General features: G+C 71.4%; 10 protein-coding genes. 7 read left to right on the forward strand and 3 right to left on the reverse strand.

What is annotated here, in order from left to right; translation table 11 throughout:
• Window positions 1-29: 29 nt before the first annotated feature.
• Together IE241_RS09325 and IE241_RS09330 are read right to left on the reverse strand one after the other, a co-directional pair.
• Complete coding sequence (locus IE241_RS09325) at window positions 30-1,340, reverse strand: cation:proton antiporter domain-containing protein (protein ID WP_190021201.1); 1,311 nt, start codon at window positions 1,338-1,340, stop codon at window positions 30-32.
• Between the two features lie 175 nt (window positions 1,341-1,515).
• Window positions 1,516-2,136 carry an HAD family hydrolase gene (locus IE241_RS09330; protein WP_190021202.1) on the reverse strand — a complete coding sequence of 207 codons (621 nt, stop codon included), beginning with the start codon at window positions 2,134-2,136 and terminating at the stop codon, window positions 1,516-1,518.
• A 332-nt stretch (window positions 2,137-2,468) separates the two neighbouring features.
• Between IE241_RS09330 and IE241_RS09335 the strand changes: the two genes are divergently transcribed.
• Window positions 2,469-3,161, forward strand: coding sequence for a phosphotransferase enzyme family protein (locus IE241_RS09335; protein ID WP_229899018.1), 693 nt, complete (start codon window positions 2,469-2,471; stop codon window positions 3,159-3,161).
• Entirely contained in the window at window positions 3,158-3,691 is a 534-nt protein-coding gene (locus tag IE241_RS09340; RefSeq protein ID WP_308433658.1) for an AMP-binding enzyme, read from the forward strand. Before IE241_RS09335 ends, IE241_RS09340 begins: the two co-directional genes overlap by 4 nt.
• Here IE241_RS09340 and IE241_RS09345 read toward each other — a convergent pair.
• Window positions 3,676-4,305: a hypothetical protein gene (locus IE241_RS09345; RefSeq protein WP_190021204.1), complete on the reverse strand. Its 630-nt coding sequence runs from the start codon at window positions 4,303-4,305 to the stop codon at window positions 3,676-3,678. The genes IE241_RS09340 and IE241_RS09345 overlap by 16 nt on opposite strands.
• A gap of 407 nt (window positions 4,306-4,712) precedes the next feature.
• On the opposite strand from IE241_RS09345, the gene IE241_RS09350 reads away from it, so the two are divergent.
• From IE241_RS09350 to IE241_RS34115, 5 genes are read left to right on the forward strand one after another with little or no spacing between them, the layout of a single operon-like run.
• The gene (locus IE241_RS09350) at window positions 4,713-9,374 is read left to right on the forward strand and encodes a YncE family protein (RefSeq protein WP_190021205.1); all 4,662 of its coding nucleotides are present in this window, start codon (window positions 4,713-4,715) and stop codon (window positions 9,372-9,374) included.
• A complete protein-coding gene (locus IE241_RS09355) occupies window positions 9,371-11,839 on the forward strand; it encodes a hypothetical protein (protein ID WP_190021206.1) in 2,469 nt (822 codons plus the stop codon). The genes IE241_RS09350 and IE241_RS09355 overlap by 4 nt, the downstream gene beginning before the upstream one ends.
• Window positions 11,832-15,431: a hypothetical protein gene (locus tag IE241_RS09360; protein WP_190021207.1), complete on the forward strand. Its 3,600-nt coding sequence runs from the start codon at window positions 11,832-11,834 to the stop codon at window positions 15,429-15,431. Before IE241_RS09355 ends, IE241_RS09360 begins: the two co-directional genes overlap by 8 nt.
• Before the next feature lie 46 nt (window positions 15,432-15,477).
• A complete protein-coding gene (locus IE241_RS09365; protein ID WP_190021208.1) occupies window positions 15,478-16,401 on the forward strand; it encodes a hypothetical protein in 924 nt (307 codons plus the stop codon).
• Entirely contained in the window at window positions 16,398-17,525 is a 1,128-nt protein-coding gene (locus IE241_RS34115; protein ID WP_229899108.1) for a hypothetical protein, read from the forward strand. Before IE241_RS09365 ends, IE241_RS34115 begins: the two co-directional genes overlap by 4 nt.
• Window positions 17,526-17,577: the final 52 nt, after the last annotated feature.

A 17,577-nucleotide genomic window follows, 5' to 3' on the forward strand; every position in this document is an offset into this window, starting at 1 on the left:
CTGTCGCGTCCGCGGCCGCCGTCCTGCGGTCACCACATCTTCCACTCGGGCAGTGGGTGCTCGCCGGGCGGCTTGTCGGCCACCCGCTCCCGCAGGGACGGCCGGAGCGCCCCGGCCTTCTCGTACCACCTGCCGTACCGGTCGGCGAGAACGACGGACGAGACGCCGTGCAGGAGGACGCTGAGCCCGACGGTCACCGCGATCACCGTGCCCATGAGCCGCGTCCCGGGTACGTCCTCGGCCGCCACGAGCAACCCGAGGACGAGGGAGGGCAGGCCGCGGGAGCCGAACCAGCCGGTGTAGGCCAGGGTGGCCGGCCGCAGCCGGCTGCCCGTGAGAGCGAGGGCGGTGGGCAGCATGCGCACGACCGTCAGGCTCAGTACCGCGTAGCCGAGGACACTCCAGCTCAGGTGTGCCAGCGCCGGCCCGAGCAGCACCGCGCCGAAGACCGTGAAGCTCAGCGCGGCAAGCAGCGCCGCCAGGTGCTCGATCGATTCGAGCGTGTCGTCCTCACCGCCCGGGACGGCGCTCGCAGACGCCCCCGCACCGGCGGCTGCCGCGAAGACGAAGCCTGCGACCCAGGCGGCGACGAAGGCGCTGCCGCCCGTGGCGGCCGCGAGCGCACCCGCCAGCGTGACGAGGGCGAGGGGGAGGATGCGGCGCCAGTCGTGGGTGACGAAACCCCGGTCCCGCGCCCGGCGCAGCAGCCGGCCGCCGAGGCCTCCGACGACCAGACCCAGCGCGGGGCTGAGCACCAGCACGTCCCGGAGGATTCCCGTCGCTCCCTGCTGGGAGGCCGCCGTCCCTGGCAGCCCGGCGAGGAGGACGGCGAAGACCGGCAGGACCAGACACTCGTTCAGCCCGCACTCGGCGTTGAGGCCGTGCCGCACGACCGCCGGGATCCGCGGGGCGAACACCGCGGCCTTGCTCACGGACGCGTCGGTGGGCGCGAGGATCACCCCGACGAGCGCCGGCTCCCATCCCGTCATCCCCGGCAGCAGCGCCCACGCCAGGAGCCCGCCGGCCGCGATCGTCAGCGGCAGCCCGACGACGAGCAGCCGGACGGGCAGGAACCAGCCGCTGCGGAACTCCTCCGAACGGATGGTGGCGGCGTCGCTGAACAGGACCAGGGCCAGGGCCACCTCGGCCAGCACGAGCACCGGGCCGGCGTCGCGCTCCAGGTCCAGGAGGCCGAGGCCTACCGGGCCGATGAGCACGCCGGCGGTGGTGAACACCAGCGGGGCGGACACGGCGGTCGCGGCCAGGCGCCGGGAGACCAGGGCGTATCCGCCGGTCACGGCGGCCACCGCAGCCGCCGCCCATGCACCGCTCCCGCTCACGTCCCACCTCCGGCCGCCCGCGGCGCGCTGTGCACCGACGTGTGGCTCCCGCGCGCCGGCCCGGATACCGGAACGGGGGCTCCGATCGCCTGCAGCGTACGCCGCCGGCACTCGCCTCACCTGTACGTCCCTCGTGCGTCGGGGTCAGCCCTCCAAGCCGTACCGCCGTACGGCCTCACCCACCGTCACCGGCTCGACCTCGCCCCGCCGAGCGGATCCAGGCGGTGATCCGGGCCTCCAGGTCCTCGTCACCCGGGTAGCCCGGTTCGGCGGAGGTCGGAGCGTACGGCAACCGGCTGCGCTCCAGTGCGTCCCACAGCTGCCGTTGCACACCCGACACCGCCTCCAGTAGCCCGTGACGCGGTCCTCCTCCTCCGCTCGCCGCACCCGTTCGGTGAGCTCGCCCGGCAGCACCTGCCTCACCTCGTGCGACGCCCCCGCGCTCCAGGCCCGACAGGACGGACTGCCGTGCGGAGTCGCGGTTCAGCGCGCCCCGCCACCAGTCGGCGTCCTCCTCGGCCTCGGCGCTCCGCAGGTACCCGCGCTCTTCGGCCGCCCATGCCGTGAAGCCGGTCGCCTCGCCCAGGTCGGCCGAGGCGTCGTTGTACGAGAGGAGGCCCATGGTCACCCCCGCGTCCTGCAGCGCGGCCAGCACCGCCGCCGTCTCCGGGGGAACACGCGTATACGGCTCCCAGGCCCCGCGGTAGGCGGCCACGCCCTCCGGTGTCCACGGTATTCCGGCCAGCTCGAGGACCTTCCCGAAAGCCACCGCCGTGCCCACGATAAACGAAATCACCGTCGCCAACATTGAAGTAAGTCACTCCACTTGTGAACATTCGGAGATCTCGGAAACGACCCCACCCGCTGATACGATGCATGGCAAGCCGGTATGGGAATCCTTGAGAAAACCCCGGCGCATTCGCTCGCCGGGAATGGTCGGACCGGGAAACGAGAGGGCGTCAATTCCAGCCCTCCAGCAGCGCGCGGCGCGACGGGAAGAGAGGCATGCGGCCGGTCATGGACGAGAAGACCGATACCTCGGAAACCGAACTGACGGGCGGCGGAACGACTCAGGTCGTACGTGTCGGAGAGACCGTCCGGAGAACGGTGCGGCCGTGGAGCGGTAACGTGCACCGGCTGCTGGAGCACTTGAACCGGGCGGGCATCGCGGAAGTGCCCCGCTGGCACGGCATCGACGACAGCGGACGCGAGGTCCTGGACTACCTGCCCGGTGCTGTCGGCAACTACCCGCTCAGCGCCGATGTGCGCAGCGAGCAGGCGCTGATCACTGCCGCCCGGCTGCTGCGCAGGCTCCACGATGCCACCGCGGACCTTGCGCGGACTCTCGACCACGGCTGGTGGGCACCCCCGCTCGAACCGGTCGAGGTGATCTGCCACGGCGACTTCGCGCCGTACAACTGCGTCTTCGAGGGGCAGGAGACGGTAGGAGTCATCGACTTCGACTACGCCAGGCCGGGGCCGCGCCACTGGGATCTCGCCTACGCGCTCTACCGGTTCGCCCCGCTGACGCATCCCGCCGACGAAGACGGTTTCGGCGTCCTTGAGGAACAGGCGCAGCGCACCCGCCTTTTCCTCCGGAGCTACGGCTGCACGCCCGCAGAAGGACAGGCCGCCGTCCGGGCGGTGGCGCCCCGGCTCCAGGCCCTCGTCGACCTGATGCGCGAGTCCGCCGCGGGCGGTGACGAGAACTTCCAACGGGCCATCGACGAGGGGCACGTGGACCTGTACCTGCGCGACATCGAGTACGTACAGCGAAACCAGGACTGTCTCCTGGAAGAAGTGCCGTGCGGTGAAAGGTGAACCAGCCCCTCTACGTGAACGAGCCCCTCTACATGGCGGGTCCGGCCGCCCCCGCCGGCGCGACCGCAGCCTCACAGCCCTCGGTGCCCGGCTCCGCCGCGCTCCTGTGCGACCGCGACGGCACCAGACACGGTCTCTTTCCGGAACTGCGCACGGGCGACTACGGCTGGATCGACGCCGACGGCTACGTGTACTTCGTCGGCCGGGGCGACGACCTCTACAAGGAACGCGGGTTCCGCGTCAGCACCACGGAGGTGGAGGCGGCGGCCCGGCGCGTGCCGGGAGTGGACAGGGCGGTGGTCCTGCCTCCGGACGGCGAACGCACCGCGGAGCTGGTCGTCGTCTCCGCCCTCGCATCGGGGAAGGTCCTCACCCTGCTGCGCGAGCAGATCGAGCCGATGAAGATCCCGCGCTGCTGCACCGTCGTGGAAGACCTTCCGCTGAACGGCAACCGCAAGGTCGGCCGCCGGGCCCTCGCGGACCGGCTCAAGGGCGAGGGGGGCGGTCCGCGCCCTCAGGCGAGAATCTGATTGGCCGGGACGTCGCAGATCAGGTAGGGGATGCGGGCCTCGCACTGGGCGCAGGAGTGGGCGGTCCACGTGCTGCTGGGGGAGCCGTCGGCGCCCTTGCCGTGGTACTGGCGCATGTTCGGCGGGATGCGGTCGCCGTACACGACGACCTGCTCGCTGATGTGCAGGTCGCGCACCTTCTCGTGGGCGGTGTTCAGCTCCGCGAGCTTGAGCAGGAGCTTGACGGCGGCGCAGGGCTGGCCGATGTTCTGGACCGGGACCCCCGCCAGCTGCACGTCCATGCCCATGACGGTGCGCCATCCATTCTGTGTGGCGGGCACCGCGATGCGCGATTCGGGCGTCTCGGCCAGGGTCCATCCTCGCTTGTAGGCAATTCCCTTGAGATGCTTCCCGGTGATCCACGGGAGGTTGTTCGGACCGCCGCTGGAAGCAACGAGCAGGTGTTCCTTGTTGCCTATCTTCGCTTCCAGCACACCCATCATGAACCAGTCCCGGTCCCTGCCGTCGAGGAGATCCCGGTCCGTCTTCAGGTTCGTCCAGATCGGCCCTATGACCTTCTCCCGCAACTCGGGAGAGTCGGTGAGTTCGGGGATGCCGTGCAGCTTGCTTCGCACGCGGTGACACCGAGGACAGGTGTCGGAGGCATGGCCCCCGTGCCGGAGGTTGATGACGGTCATACGCGTCCTCCCTGATGAATACCGCTGGATACGCCGCTGAACACCGCTGGCGCGGGCGAAATTAGCACGCAGCTCCACGCGCTCCGGGTTACCGCTGGTTCGGTTGATCGTTTTTGGACGTCCTGACGCCCGGCGTCACGGTGGCCGCGCCCTCCGACCGACGTCACCCGTCCGTCTCCTGCGGCCCATCAGGGGCGCAGCCCACGACCCCGAACCGTGGCCGAAACCTTACACATGGTGACCATCGCCATGATCACCACTTGATACCGTTCCGCCGAATTTGCATCCGGCATCCATGACGGCCCGTGCCCTGCGCGGCCCGAACGGTCGAGAGGGAATGCGTTGTGGCGATAACCGTCGGCGGGCTCAAGGAATGGCTCCACAGCCTTTCCTCCGGGCAGGAACTCACTCTTCCCGATGGCCTCCCCGATGAATTGGGAGATCTCAAGGGCGCTGTGAACGTCGGCGCCCTGGAGAAGTGGTTCACCGTGGAAACCACCCTCACGGGCCTCGCACTCGATCCGGACCATATGCGTCTCAGCGGAACCATCGCACCGAGCACGCCCCTCTTGTCACTGTCGTTCTTCACCGACGACGATTCGGCTCCCGCACCCGACGATGCCGAGATCGTCGGCGTCCGGATCGCCCTGTCCCTGACCGGAAATCCCGTACTGGGGATCCTCGGCGACATCGGGCTGCAGGACCTCACGCTGGTCTACGAGATCCGCATGCTCGACGGCGCGGCCGTCCGCAAGCTCTCCGCTCAGGGGGACGTCGGGCTGCCGGACGGGGACGCGCTCACCATCACCTGCGCGCTCGACTTCGAGGCCGAGTCGACGAGCTACGAGTTCGTCGTCGAGCCCGAAGAGGGAAAGCAGTTCCACGTCGCCCAGGCGTTCTTCGGGCTGTTCGGCGCCGCGCCGCCGCCCGTGCTGAAGGACATCGCGCTCGAGCGCCTGGCGATCGCCTACGACCGCGGAACCGGAACGAGCGGCTTCCGGGTGGAGGTGGACGCCGCGTTCCCGCTCGGGGACGTCGCCGCGGACCTCGACGTCAAGGTCGCGCTGGCCAAACGGGCCGGCGAACCCGGCTACGACCAGGTGTATTCCGCCCGTCTCGCCCTGACCGTCTCCGACGACCGCACCCTGACCTTCGCCGTCAAGGACGCCCAGCACGCCGACTTCTCCGCCACCTGCGAGGACACCAAGGGCGTCTCCCTCGCGGACCTCGCCGAGCTGTTGGGAGTGGCGGACGCCTCCGCCGCCGAGGTGCTCGCGAAGCTCGGCACCGTCACCGGCCTCACCGTCGGCTACTCGGCCGCCCGCAAGTCCGTCGTGTTCGCCGCCGAGGACAAGCCCGGCGGCGGCATGCTGGTCGTGGTGTCGGACAAGCCTACGACCACCGAGGCACGGGCCTGGGCGGTGCGCGTCGACCTCGGGCTGAACGCCATGCTGTCCCAAGCGCCCCTGCTGCAGGGGCAGATTCCCGAAGACCAGGACGCCGGGGTGCGCGGGCTGGGGGTGCTGATCACCTCCCAGGACCTGCCCGCAGCCCGGATCACCGAGCTGAACAAGGCGCTGGTCGCTAGCGACGAAGCATTACCCCTGCTGCCCGCCGACGGGCTGCGCAAGGGCGTCGCCTTCACCGTCGACCTGCAGCTGCCGGGCCGGTCGGAGACGATCTCCCTCCTCGTACGGGGCGGTGGCGGTGGCAGTGACAGCAAGAGGCACGACAAGCCCACGCCTGCCCCCTCCCCCGAGCGGCCCCGGCTGATCACCGAGGACGGCACACCCGTCGCAGCGCCGCACGCCCAGGCCACCGGCCTTCCCCTCGTGGCCTGGGCCGACGTCCAGCGCTCGGTCGGCCCGCTGCGCCTGCGCCGCGTCGGTGTGGGCTTCGCCGACGGCACCGTCTGGGTGCTCTTCGACGCCTCGATGGGCATGGCCGGGCTCGAACTCGGCGTCGAGGGGCTCGGACTGGGCATCCCGCTGTCCGACCCCAAGCACGTGGGGGTCCGGCTCGACGGGCTGAGCGTCGCCTACTCCCGGCCGCCGCTGGCGATCGAGGGCGCCCTGGTGAACCGGCCCGCCGACCAGACCTACGACACGCTCGTGGAGGGCGCGCTCGCCGTCTCCGCCGCGAAGTTCGGGCTGACGGTGCTCGGCGCGTACGCACAGCCCCATGAGCACCCCGACCAGCCGTCGATGTTCCTTTTCGGGAAGGTCAACGGCAGGTTCGGCGGCCCTCCGCCCGTCCAGATCACCGAGATCATGGCCGGATTCGGGTTCAACACCGACCTCAGGCTGCCCGAGGGCGACGAGGTGCTGACGTTCCCGTTCCTGACCGACATGACCGCCACCCAGCCGCTGGACGTCCTCGACACGCTCATGGGCGGCGACGAGAAGGCGTGGGTGCGCCCGGCGTCCGGCCAGATGTGGTTCGCGGCCGGGCTGGGGTTCAACCTCTTCGAGTTCATCGACGGCCAGGCGCTGCTGGTGCTGGAGGTCGGCGACGACTTCGCCGTCGCGGTGCTCGGCACGGCGACGGCGGAATTCCCCAAGCAGGGGCCGGAGAAGTACGCACGCGTCCTGCTGGGCCTGTCGGCCAAGTACCGCGAGAGCGAGCGCGTACTGAAGATCACCGCGCAGCTCGCCCCCGGCTCGTACCTCATCGACCAGGCATGCGTGCTGACCGGCGGTTTCGCCCTGTACACATGGTTCGACGACGCGCACGCCGGCGACTTCGTGCTGACGCTCGGCGGCTACCACCCCAAATTCACCGTGCCCGCGCACTATCCGCAGGTGCCGAGGCTGGGCTTCTCCTGGCCCGTCACCTCCGAGCTGACGATCAGCGGCGGCTCGTACTTCGCCCTCACCCCCGGCGCGATCATGGCCGGTGGCGCGCTGGACGTGAACTACCGCTCCGGCGACCTGCACGCCTGGCTCAACGCCCACGCCGACATGCTCATCGAGTGGGCGCCCTTCCACTTCGACGCCGAGATCGGCGTGAGCATCGGCGTCAGCTATGTCCTCGACCTGTGGCTGGTGCGCGAGACGATCAGCGTCGAGGTCGGCGCGTCGCTGCGGCTGTGGGGGCCGCCGACGGCCGGTGAGGTCACCATCCACCTCTGGTTCATCTCCTTCACCATCGCCTTCGGTGACGGCAGCGCGCGCGACGACCATGCGGCCCCCTGGTCGGACGTGGTCAACCAGCTGCCGGCCGCCAAGGACGCCGTCCGGCTGGTGCCGATGGACGGGCTGCTACCGGCCCGGTCCGCGGAGGAGACGGATATGTGGATCGTCGGGCCTGGTGCCTTCTCGTTCGCCGTCCGTACGGCCGTCCCGGTTTCCACCCTGCACCTCGCCGGCTCCGGAAGCGACATCCAAGGCAACACCGTCAACATCCGTCCTCGCCGCGACGACGGCAAGGGCCTGGCCTCGGTCCTCACGGTCACTTTGACGCAGGGTGATGACACACACGACCTGAGCACCTGGTACGTCAAGGGCGCCGAGCAGAAGGCCAGCCTGCCCGCCGCGCTGTGGGGCCCGTACGAGGGCCCGTACAAGGACAAGCCCGTCAAGGACATCCCACAGCGCGTCGACGACCAGCTCATGGGCGTCGACCTCCGGCTGCCGCCCGCAAAGGAGGGCGGCTCCCCCGGACCGGTCGAGGCCGGGACGATCGCCCACGACGAGCGCACGCCGGACGGGATCCTGCCGCTCCGGAAGCCTGCCGCCGTCGCCCGGCCCGTCACCCTGGAGTTGTTCGCCGAAGCGGCGGTCAGGAGCCCCGGCGACACCGGGAACGTGGCAGGCGCCACGGGCGGCCAGGCCGGTCCGCTCGTCGACCAGTCGCGCGACCGGCTGTTCGCGGCGATGGAGTACCTGGGCGTGAGCCCCGGCACCAACGACCGTCTGACGGCCGTCGACGCACTGGTGGCCGGCGACGTCACGGCCGAGACGGCGGACCCGGTCCCGGGCACCCCGACGGCCAGCGAGCGGCTGTACGTCCTGGGCGCCGGGCAGACCATGACGCCGGTCGACGCGCAGAGCCTGACCGCGTACGAGCGCTTCCCGCTGAAGAACGCGGGTCCGACGCACATGGCGCTCAGCCCTGACGGCAGCCGGTTGTGCGTGGTGAACCCCACCACGCAGCACGTCGACGCCTTCGACATCTCGGCGAACCCGCCCGCCGACGCCGTTTCCCTTGCCACCGACAAGGTCTGGCTGGCGCAGAACGAGCGCGGAGTGGCGTTCTCGCCCGACAGCAAATGGGCGTACGTCACCTGCGAGCAGCCGAACCAGTTGCTGATCCTCGACCTCACGGGCACCGCACCGGTGGTGCGCCACCAGGTCGGCACGCTGACGAAGGCGGGCGGGGACGCGCGGCCCGCCGGGGTGGCCGCCGCCGTCCCGTGGGACGACAAGCACCAGGTCGTGTACATCGCCCTGCCCGACGACGGCACCGTCGTGAAGATGGACGTCGGCAACCTCGCCAACCCGACCCCGCAGGGCTGGCTGCCCGCCGGCCCCTCCCCCACCCGTCTCGCCGTCGACCCCAAGGGCCGCTGGCTCTACGCGCTCAACGCGGGCCGGTCCACTGTGACGGTCGTCGACGTCACCTCCGCCGGTACGGGCGTGGTCACGACTCTGCGCACCGGCACCGACCCGAGCGCCCTGGTCGTCTCGCCCGACGGCGACCGCCTGTACGTGGCCGGCGCCACCAGCGGCACGGTGGCCGTGTTCGACACCTCCGGAACCGTGCCGCAGGAGGCGGGCGATCCGGTGTGGGTCGGCGCGGAGCCCATCGCGCTCGCCGTCTCCTCCGCCGGTGACCGGCTGTACGTCGCCCGGTCGAAGCAGCGGGCGCTCGTGGTCGTGGACGTCAGCGTCGACCCGCCGGCTCTGCTGCCCGTCACCATCGGGCTCCCCGACGACCCTCTGGCGCTCGCCGTCACCGTACCGGCCGCCGACAGCACCCGAACCAAGGAAGGCGGTGCGGCATGAGCCGGCCCGAGAACGCCCCAGAGCCCGACCCGTCGTCGCTGAACGTGCAGTTCATCGACTCGCTCGTGCCGGACATCACCGCCGGGCGCTACACCCTCACCGCGTACCAGACCCTCGACGGCGACACGAACCCGACGTACCTGCCGACGGCACAACAGCCGGTGAAGCAGCGCATCGAGGTGCGGGCCCCGCGCTTCTCCGTGCAGCCGGAGTGGATCCACGGCGCGTACCCGCCGCCCGGAGCCACCGGACTGTACGACGACGTGCTGCCGCACCTCACGCTCAGCCGTCCCACCCTCCCGTGGGAACGGGAAGAGGGCGTGGACGACTGGGGGCACCTCCCAGCGGTAGCTGGGGGAGGAACCCGGCTGCCGTGGACGGCCCTCCTCGTCTTCGGCGAGGGCGAGCTGCCGGGTGATCCGCACTGCCTGGGGCAGACCGAGGCGCGGACGGTGAGGCAACTGCTCGGAGGCGAGGGCGCCGACGTCGTCCTGCCCGCCTTCGACCAGGTCACCGACCCCGTTCCGGCCGAGGACATGGAGCGGACCTGCCGCACGATCCTGGTGCCCGCCGCCGTCTTCCACGCCGTCGCACCCGCCAAGGACGAGCTGCACTACCTGACCCACGTCCGCCGGGTCGACGAGCGGCACCAGGGCGTGACGCTCAGCGAGGACCTGCTCCGGCCCGGCGACTACGCGGTCGCCGTCGCCAACCGGCTGCCCCGTGCCGCCGGCGGCCGGTACGTCGCCCACCTGGTGTCCCTGGAGGGCTGGCTGTCACGGCTGCCCGAGGGGAGCGAGGACAAGGAGGCGTACACCGGGAATCCCGGCGAGCGGCTGCGGCTGATCTCCCTGTGGTCGTGGTCGTTCGAGACGCTCGCCGACCACGAGCCCGGCTTCGCCGCCCTCACCCAGCACTTCGTCGACACCGAGGGCACCGACGGCTCCGAGCTGCTGCTGCGCGTACCGCTGGGCAAGAACGAAGACCAGCTGACCGGGCCCGAGCAGCGACACGTCGCCGAGCGGCTGAGCGCCGGGTACCTGCCGGTCTCGTGCCGCACCGAGTCCGGGCGCGCCACCTTCGGCTGGTACCGGGGGCCGCTCATCGCGGAACCCGCCAAACCGCTCACGGCGCGCGACCGGCACCGCTGTGCCGCAGAGGCGCTGATCCACCTCGAGCAGTACGGCGTCTTCGACGTCAGCCTCGCCACCGCGTTCACGGCGGGCCGGGGCGTCGCCTTCGCCGATCACCAGTTCTGCGCGACGCTGCTGCGGCTGCGCGGCAAGGTGCGGCAGATCGTCGAGAACGCGCTGGGCGGGCAGGAGCAGGAGGCCGCGTCCACCGGGGCACGCGCCCGGATCGAGCACCTCGTGGCCGGCGGGCTCGGCGACCACCTCCACGAGATTCACCGCCACCCGGTCGCCGCCGTGGCCGGTGCCGCCGCCGTGGCCCCTGCGGCCGCAGGCACGCGCCCGGCCGTCACCCCGGTGCCCGCCGCCACGGACCTGCCCGGCACCGCCGACCTCACGGTCCGGCGGCTCCGGACCGACGCCGGTCTGCAGGCCCGGCTGGGCTCGGCCGTCGAGGCCCTGACCGGTGACGCGGAGGGCGCGGAGGGCGCGGAGGGCGCGGAGGGCGCGGAGAAGGACGAGGACCTCACCGCCGTCCGGAACTGGCTGCTCGGGCTCCGGGACCTGACAGGCGTGCCCTTCGCCCACCTCGTCCCCGACGCCCGGATGCTGCCCGCGGAGAGCCTGCGCTTCTTCCACGTCGACTCCGACTGGACGACCACCCTCCTCGAGGGCGCGCTCAGCGTCGGGCTCGCCCACTCCTTCGACCTCGTCGCCGACGACCTGCTGTTCGGCCCGCTCGGCAAGGCCGCGCTGCCCGAGCCCTCCGCGCCGGTCACCGGTCTGCTGCTGCGCTCGCAGCTCGTCAGCGGCTGGCCGGCGCTGGAGATCCGCCCGTACGCGGACCCGAAGACCGTCGAGGGCGAGAACGCGCTGAAGGTGCTGCGCCGCGAGCCGCTCGCCGACGACGTCCTGCTCGTCCTCTTCGAGGGCGTACCGGGCCGGGTCGAGATCGCCGAGCCGCAGCAGGGCGTCCACTTCGGCATCGACGAGCTCAAGGACGGCCGCAGTGACGACCCGCTCGACGACGGCGTCATCCGGCTGCGGGCGCTCAAGGGAACGATCGGCGAGGAGCTCGGGGAGGACAAGCACTTCCCCTCCACGCCGGGGCTGCGTTCCCATGTGCGCGCGCCCGGGGACGGTCAGCCCGACACCGTCCTGCGGATCGGCAAGCTCGCGGACGGGATCAAGGACGGCTTGGGCAGGCTGGGCCAGCTGGACCCGCAACAGCCCCTGACGCCGGCCCAGTTCGCCATCCAGATGATCAACGCGGCACAGCTCCGCACCTTCACCACCGCCGGTACCACCACGACAGGAGACCACCACAATGGCTGACCGCGACGATACGCACACGCTCGTCGTCCCGGTGAACGTGGACGCCCTGGTGGTCAACGAGCCCGTGCGCGTGCGGGGCGGAAAGGGCTTCCGGCGCTGGCAGCCCAACTTCAACCTGCTGCGCCACAACCTCAGCCCCGAGCCGGAGCCGTTCGCCAACGAGCACAACCTCGACGCCGACGGCGACGGAGTGCACGTGCGCTGGGAGCTGCCCGAGGCACTGCGCCAGGGCGCGGCCCGCAAGCCGGGCGGCCGGACCGAGTTCCCGCTCGTGCCCAACCGCTGGCTGGTCGTCCGGTATGTGAAGGACCAGCAGCAGCACCTCGCCGCCTGGGTGGTGGAGAGCGACTTCCTGCACGACACGGAGGGCACTTCGCCTTCCGTGCACCCCGTCCGGCGCGGCGCCGACCCGGCGCTCACCCCGTACCGCGCGACCCTCATCACGACGAGGATCGGCCGGGCCACGCCCCTGGAGGGCTGGCGCGAGCCGTCCGGTGATCCCGCCCGCAAGGAGCTGTTCCTCACCGCGGTCGGCCCGGGGATCATGACCTTCCACGTCTACCAGCCGTACCACGAGAACGTCTTCTCGCTGCACGACCCACTGGAGGGCATCGACCAGGCGTCCGTCGACTACCAGGTCGTCGGCTGGTACTCGGACCCCGCCCAGGAGGAGCTCAACCGCCTGCTGGGCGCCGAGGGCGCCACAGTGGAGAGCGTGCTGGCCGGGCTCGGGTGGACGGTGGACAGCCGGCCCCACGACTGGAAGCCGGGCAGTACGACCTACTGCGGCAGGGTCGCGAGCGTGGCCTGGGACCGTACGGCCACGACCCCTCCGGACTCGGACCGCCCGGAGAAGGACAAGATCAAGATCGCGGTCGGCAGCAGCGCCGACGAGGCGCACGCCGCCCTGATCGCCGCGGCCCGCGCGGCCCTGCCCGCCGCCTCCGGCAACGGCATCGGCCACGCCGATCCCGCCCTGCTGCACGCGCTCGGGCGCGGCCTGGCCGACACCCTCGACGGTACGGACGGCACCGTCCGCACCGCGCAGGCCCTGCACAAGGGCTGGTTCGAGCAGGTGCCGGGCGGCTATGTGTGGCGGCTCGCCGATACGTCCGGCAAGGGCAACACCTCCGGCGACCCGAAGTCGGTCACATGGTCCGGCGTGGCCCCCGAGCAGGAGCAGTGGCTGGCGCGCCTGAACAACGACCAGGACGCGTACGACACGGCGGCGCGCGAACTCGCCGCGCTCCAGCAGCGGCTGTACGGGCTGTGGTGGATGCACGGCCTGCCCCTCATCCCGCCGCAGTACCGGCGCGAGCAGTTCCGCGCCGAGATCGACCCGGGCAACCCGGACGGCCTCGCCGCCGAGGTGGCCGGGCGGCAGAAGGCACTCGAGGGCCTGCGGGCGAAGGTTCCGCACGGCGCCGACGGGCCGGAGCTGGACCGTTCCATCGCCGCGTACCTGCGTGAGCACCCGCTCCCCACCGGCTACGAACTCCGCCGCGAGGCCCTGCCGCCGTTCTGGCAGGTGACCGACCCGACGGTGGTGCTGTCCGGGGCGAACGACCACACGCCCCACACCCCGCTGACGGGCAAGGACCCGCTGGTCTGCCGGATGCCCGGGCAGATCAGCGGTGGCGTCGAGCCGGGCGGCAAGCTCCCGCCCGCCCTCAGCGGCCTGGCAGTCGGCGAACTGCCCCCGATCGTGACGGCCCTGCTGGGCGAGTTCGTGCGCCTGCTCGACGAGAAGAGCCTCCCGGCGTGGCGGCAGCCGTGGAAGCCGCTGCTGTACCAGTGGCAGGTCGACCACTGGCAGGTGCCCTACGGCGACCTGGGCCGGCAGAACTGGGAGTTCGACGGCAGTCGCTACGAGTGGCGGCGCGGAGACGCGGTCAAGAACGCGCTCCAGGTGACCGGGCGGCGCTTCCTCGTACCGCTGCCGCAGTACACGCTCGGCAACGGACTCGACCGGCACGCCGCCGACCACCCCACCGCCGTACCGGAGACGTTCGCCGCGGCCTCGGACCGGGTCAAGGACCTGGACCTGCTCTCCCAGCGCCTGGACGGGCTGACCGACGCGTTCGCCCGCCGGGACACCGCGCCCAACCTCAGCCCGCCCGGGGAGATCGGCAAGCTGGTCGGCGACGCCTTCCGCCACCTGCCCGACGCGGGCGAGCTGCCCGAGCCGTTCAAGGGCTGGAACCCGTCCGGATTCACCCAGATCCGGGCGGGACAGTTCGCGGTGAAGGCACTGAGCATCGTCGACGAGTTCGGGCAGACGCTCGACGTCGTACTGCAAGGGGACGCGGGCTACGTGGAACCCGTGGTGGCCGACAGCCTGCATCCCGGCGACAAGCACGTCGAGGAGGTCCTGACGGGCCGCTTCGTGCAGTTGCCGCCGCGTCTGCTCCAGGCCGCCAGGCTGCGGTTCGACTTCGTCGACGAGCGCGAGGCCGACAAACCGGTCGACCTGGAGGCGAACACCACCCCCGTCTGCGCGTGGATCATCCCCAACTACGTCGACCGCTCCCTGCTCTGCTACGCCCCGGACGGCGCACCGCTGGGTGAGCTGCGCCTGAAGCTCCGGGAAGACGCTTCAGAAGGTGCTTCACCGGGCCGGATCACGACGGTGGTCGGCTGGGACCCGCTGCCGGACTCGTCGGTCCGTACGCTCGAAGCCCTGCGCACCGCCCGGCCCCAGCTGTACGCGTTCGCGACGCGGCTCACCGCGGGGGGCACCGCCGCCTTCGCGGACCTGATGTCCACCGTCGACCGCGCCCTGGCCGGCATCGACCCGGGCAACCCGTACGGCGACGAGGTGCTCGGCGCCCTGCTCGGCCGTCCGCTCGCCCTGGTGCGGGCGCGGCTCGGCTTCGAGCTGGACGGTCCCCCGGTCACGGACCCGGGGTGGCAGTACGCGCTGGACTGGCGGGCCCTGACGGAGTGGCGTGACCGGATGGGTGACGGAACGTCGGTGCCCGAGGAGATGGCCCACCTCGCCTACCAGTGGCCCGTCCGGCTCGGCAACGCCGGGCAGAAGGGCGACGGCCTGATCGGCTACTTCTCCGAGGACGACTACACGAAGTTCTACGCGGTCGCCGCACCGGAGACCGCGCAGCCCACCGGCTACGTGGAGGAGATCGCCGCGAAGAACTGGCCCCGGCTCGCGGCGGACTCCACCCACCACACGCACCTCACGCTGCTGCTCGACCCCCTGGCGACCGTACACGCCACGACGGACGTGCTCCCGGTGACGGATCTGCGCCTGCCGGAGCGCTTCACGCGGACGGCGATGGCCGCGATGAAGGTGGCGCTGCGGCTGAGCCCCGTGCTGACCACGACCCGGAAGATGCCGACCCGGCCGTCGGGCTTCGTCGACGCCCTCGCCCTGCCGCACCCCACGTCGCCGCAGGGCACGTGGGACTGGGCGGAGCTCGTCGTCCCGGACACGGCGGCGGCCGGTGCCGGTCCGGCACCCGAGTGGGCCCATCAGGCGATCGTCCAGATCGATCAGAAGGCCCGCCTGGACGAGGACGGCCCGGTGGTCCGTACCGGATTCCTCCGCTTGTCCGACGGATTCAGCGACCAGTGACGTCGCGCCCCTCCATACCCCCGTACCCCCGAAAGGAACCGACTCCGTGACCGAGCCGGCCAACGGCGACCAGTGCCTGCTGGACTACGCCATCATCAGCGAGCCCTTCCCGCTCTACGCGGCGGCGCCGGGAGCCGATCCGGAGCCCGCCACCGTGCACATCGTGGTCTCCAACGGCACGGGCACCACTGTCTACTGCCGGGAGATCCTCTTCTCGCTGCCGCACGGTGACCTCGCGCAGAGTCTGATCCGGACGCTGGCGAAGGACGGCGACCAGAGCGGCACCGACGGCTGGACCGTCGGCCGGCTCCAGGACGGCGTGGCCATCGCCGTGCCGCAGGGCGACTACGAGCACTTCATCGCCAAGGCACCTGAAGGCGGAGGGAAGTTGGATGTCTCCGGCATCACGATCACCTTCGACAACCTGACGATCAGCGACAAGCCGGGCACGGCCCGCGTGGAAGTCCGCGAGACGGCCACCCTGGACCAGGGCCAATGGCCGGAAAGCCCGCGCTTCGTCGCCCTCCCGATCACCAAGTTCCCGGCCCCGGCGCCGACAGCGCGGGACGTCTACGACTTCCACGCCGAGAAGGCCGAGGTGAACGCGGGCGACGAGGTGCACCTCAAGTGGCGCGGGCCGAAGAAGGGCGTGGCGTACACGGTGGTGCACGGCGGTACGAGCGAGAAGCCGACCACCGACCTCGAGTGGAAGGGCAAGATCACCCGCGACACCACCTTCCGCCTGGAGTACACCGTCGGCGATGCCACTCACTACCTGACCACGACGGTCATGGTGGCCAACCCGCAGCTCACGGGGCTCGTCGTCGACAACGACGCAGAGATTCACGGCAATCTGACCGTCGGGAAGGACACCACCGTCACCGGAGCCCTCGAGGCCACCGACGACATCACGACCTCCGCGCAGTTCCTGGACCCCAAGGGCACGCCTCTGCGGGGGATGCTGCAGTGACCCCACGATTCAAGATGGGCGGCCGCCTCACGGTCACGGGCAATGTGACTGCCGACAGCCGGCTCGTCATCCGCAATCCGGCGAACCATCGGACTTTTACTTACAGCGACGACGACCAGCCCTTCGAGGTCCCGAGGGACGTCACCATCCTCTCGTTGCACCTGCAGGGTGCGGGCGGCAGCGGATCGAACGCCGGCAAGGGCGCCGATATCAAGGCACTCATGTACGTCAAACACGGCGACCAGGTCACCGTCCGGATCACCCGCGGGGGTGCCTCGGGAGCCTCGGCGAAAGTGCTGCACAACGGAGACCTCGTCGCCGGAGCGGGCAGCGGCGGCGACGCCGGCCGACCGGGCGACACCGGCTCCTCCGGGGACAGCGGCAGCACCGGCGCCCCGGGAACCGGCTCCGGCGCCGAGCGGTCACACGGTGGCTCCGGTGGCGAAGGGGGTGGCGGCGGCCAGGGCGGCTCCGGTGGTGACGCAGGCCTGATCCGCGCCGGCAGCCCGACCGCAGCAGGCTCCCCGGGAGGATCGGGCAGCGCCGGCTCCTCCGGTGGAGGAGGGAGCAGTGGCGGAGGGGGCTGGGGCTTCTTCGGGCAGACAGCCGGCACCGGCGGTGACGGCGGTGGAGGCGGTACGTCTTCCTCCGGCGGAGCCGGCGGAGCCTCACACGGTGGGGGAACTCACGACGGCGGCCGCGGGTCCGAGTCGGCCGGCGGCTCCGGAGGAGAACCCAAGACGTCGGACAGCGCCGGCGTCAATCGCGGTGGTTACGGAGGCCGGGGCGGCGATGGCGGATCCGGTGGTCAGGGAGGCCTGGGCGGCGCCAACGGGGGTGACGGCAACCGCGCGGCGGACGGCAGCACGGGCGCGGCGGGCTGCGGTGGTGGCGGCGGTGGAGGAGGCGGTTCGGGGACGGGGACCAGCGTCTTCGACTCCTACGCCGGCGGAGGCGGAGGCGGTGGGGGCGGCGGTGGCGCCGGAGGCGGTGGCGGCCAAGGCGGCCAGGGTGGCGACAGCTACTTCGACTCCACCAAGGCCACACTGATGTCCGCCAGTGCGGACCACACCGGCTCCGCGCAGGTCACCATCGCCTGGGGCGACCACGTCTTCCCCGCGTGAACCGGCGATGCGGGCCCTGTCGTACGTACACGACGTCGTACGTGCACGACAG

Source organism: Streptomyces hiroshimensis, from assembly GCF_014650335.1.
Classification (GTDB): Bacteria; Actinomycetota; Actinomycetes; order Streptomycetales; family Streptomycetaceae; genus Streptomyces; species Streptomyces hiroshimensis.

Bases quoted from the DNA above. Each gene is read 5' to 3' on its own strand.
- IE241_RS09355 (WP_190021206.1), top strand. From the start codon at position 9,371: ATGAGCCGGCCCGAGAACGCCCCAGAGCCCGACCCGTCGTCGCTGAAC.
- IE241_RS09360 (WP_190021207.1), top strand. From the start codon at position 11,832: ATGGCTGACCGCGACGATACGCACACGCTCGTCGTCCCGGTGAACGTG.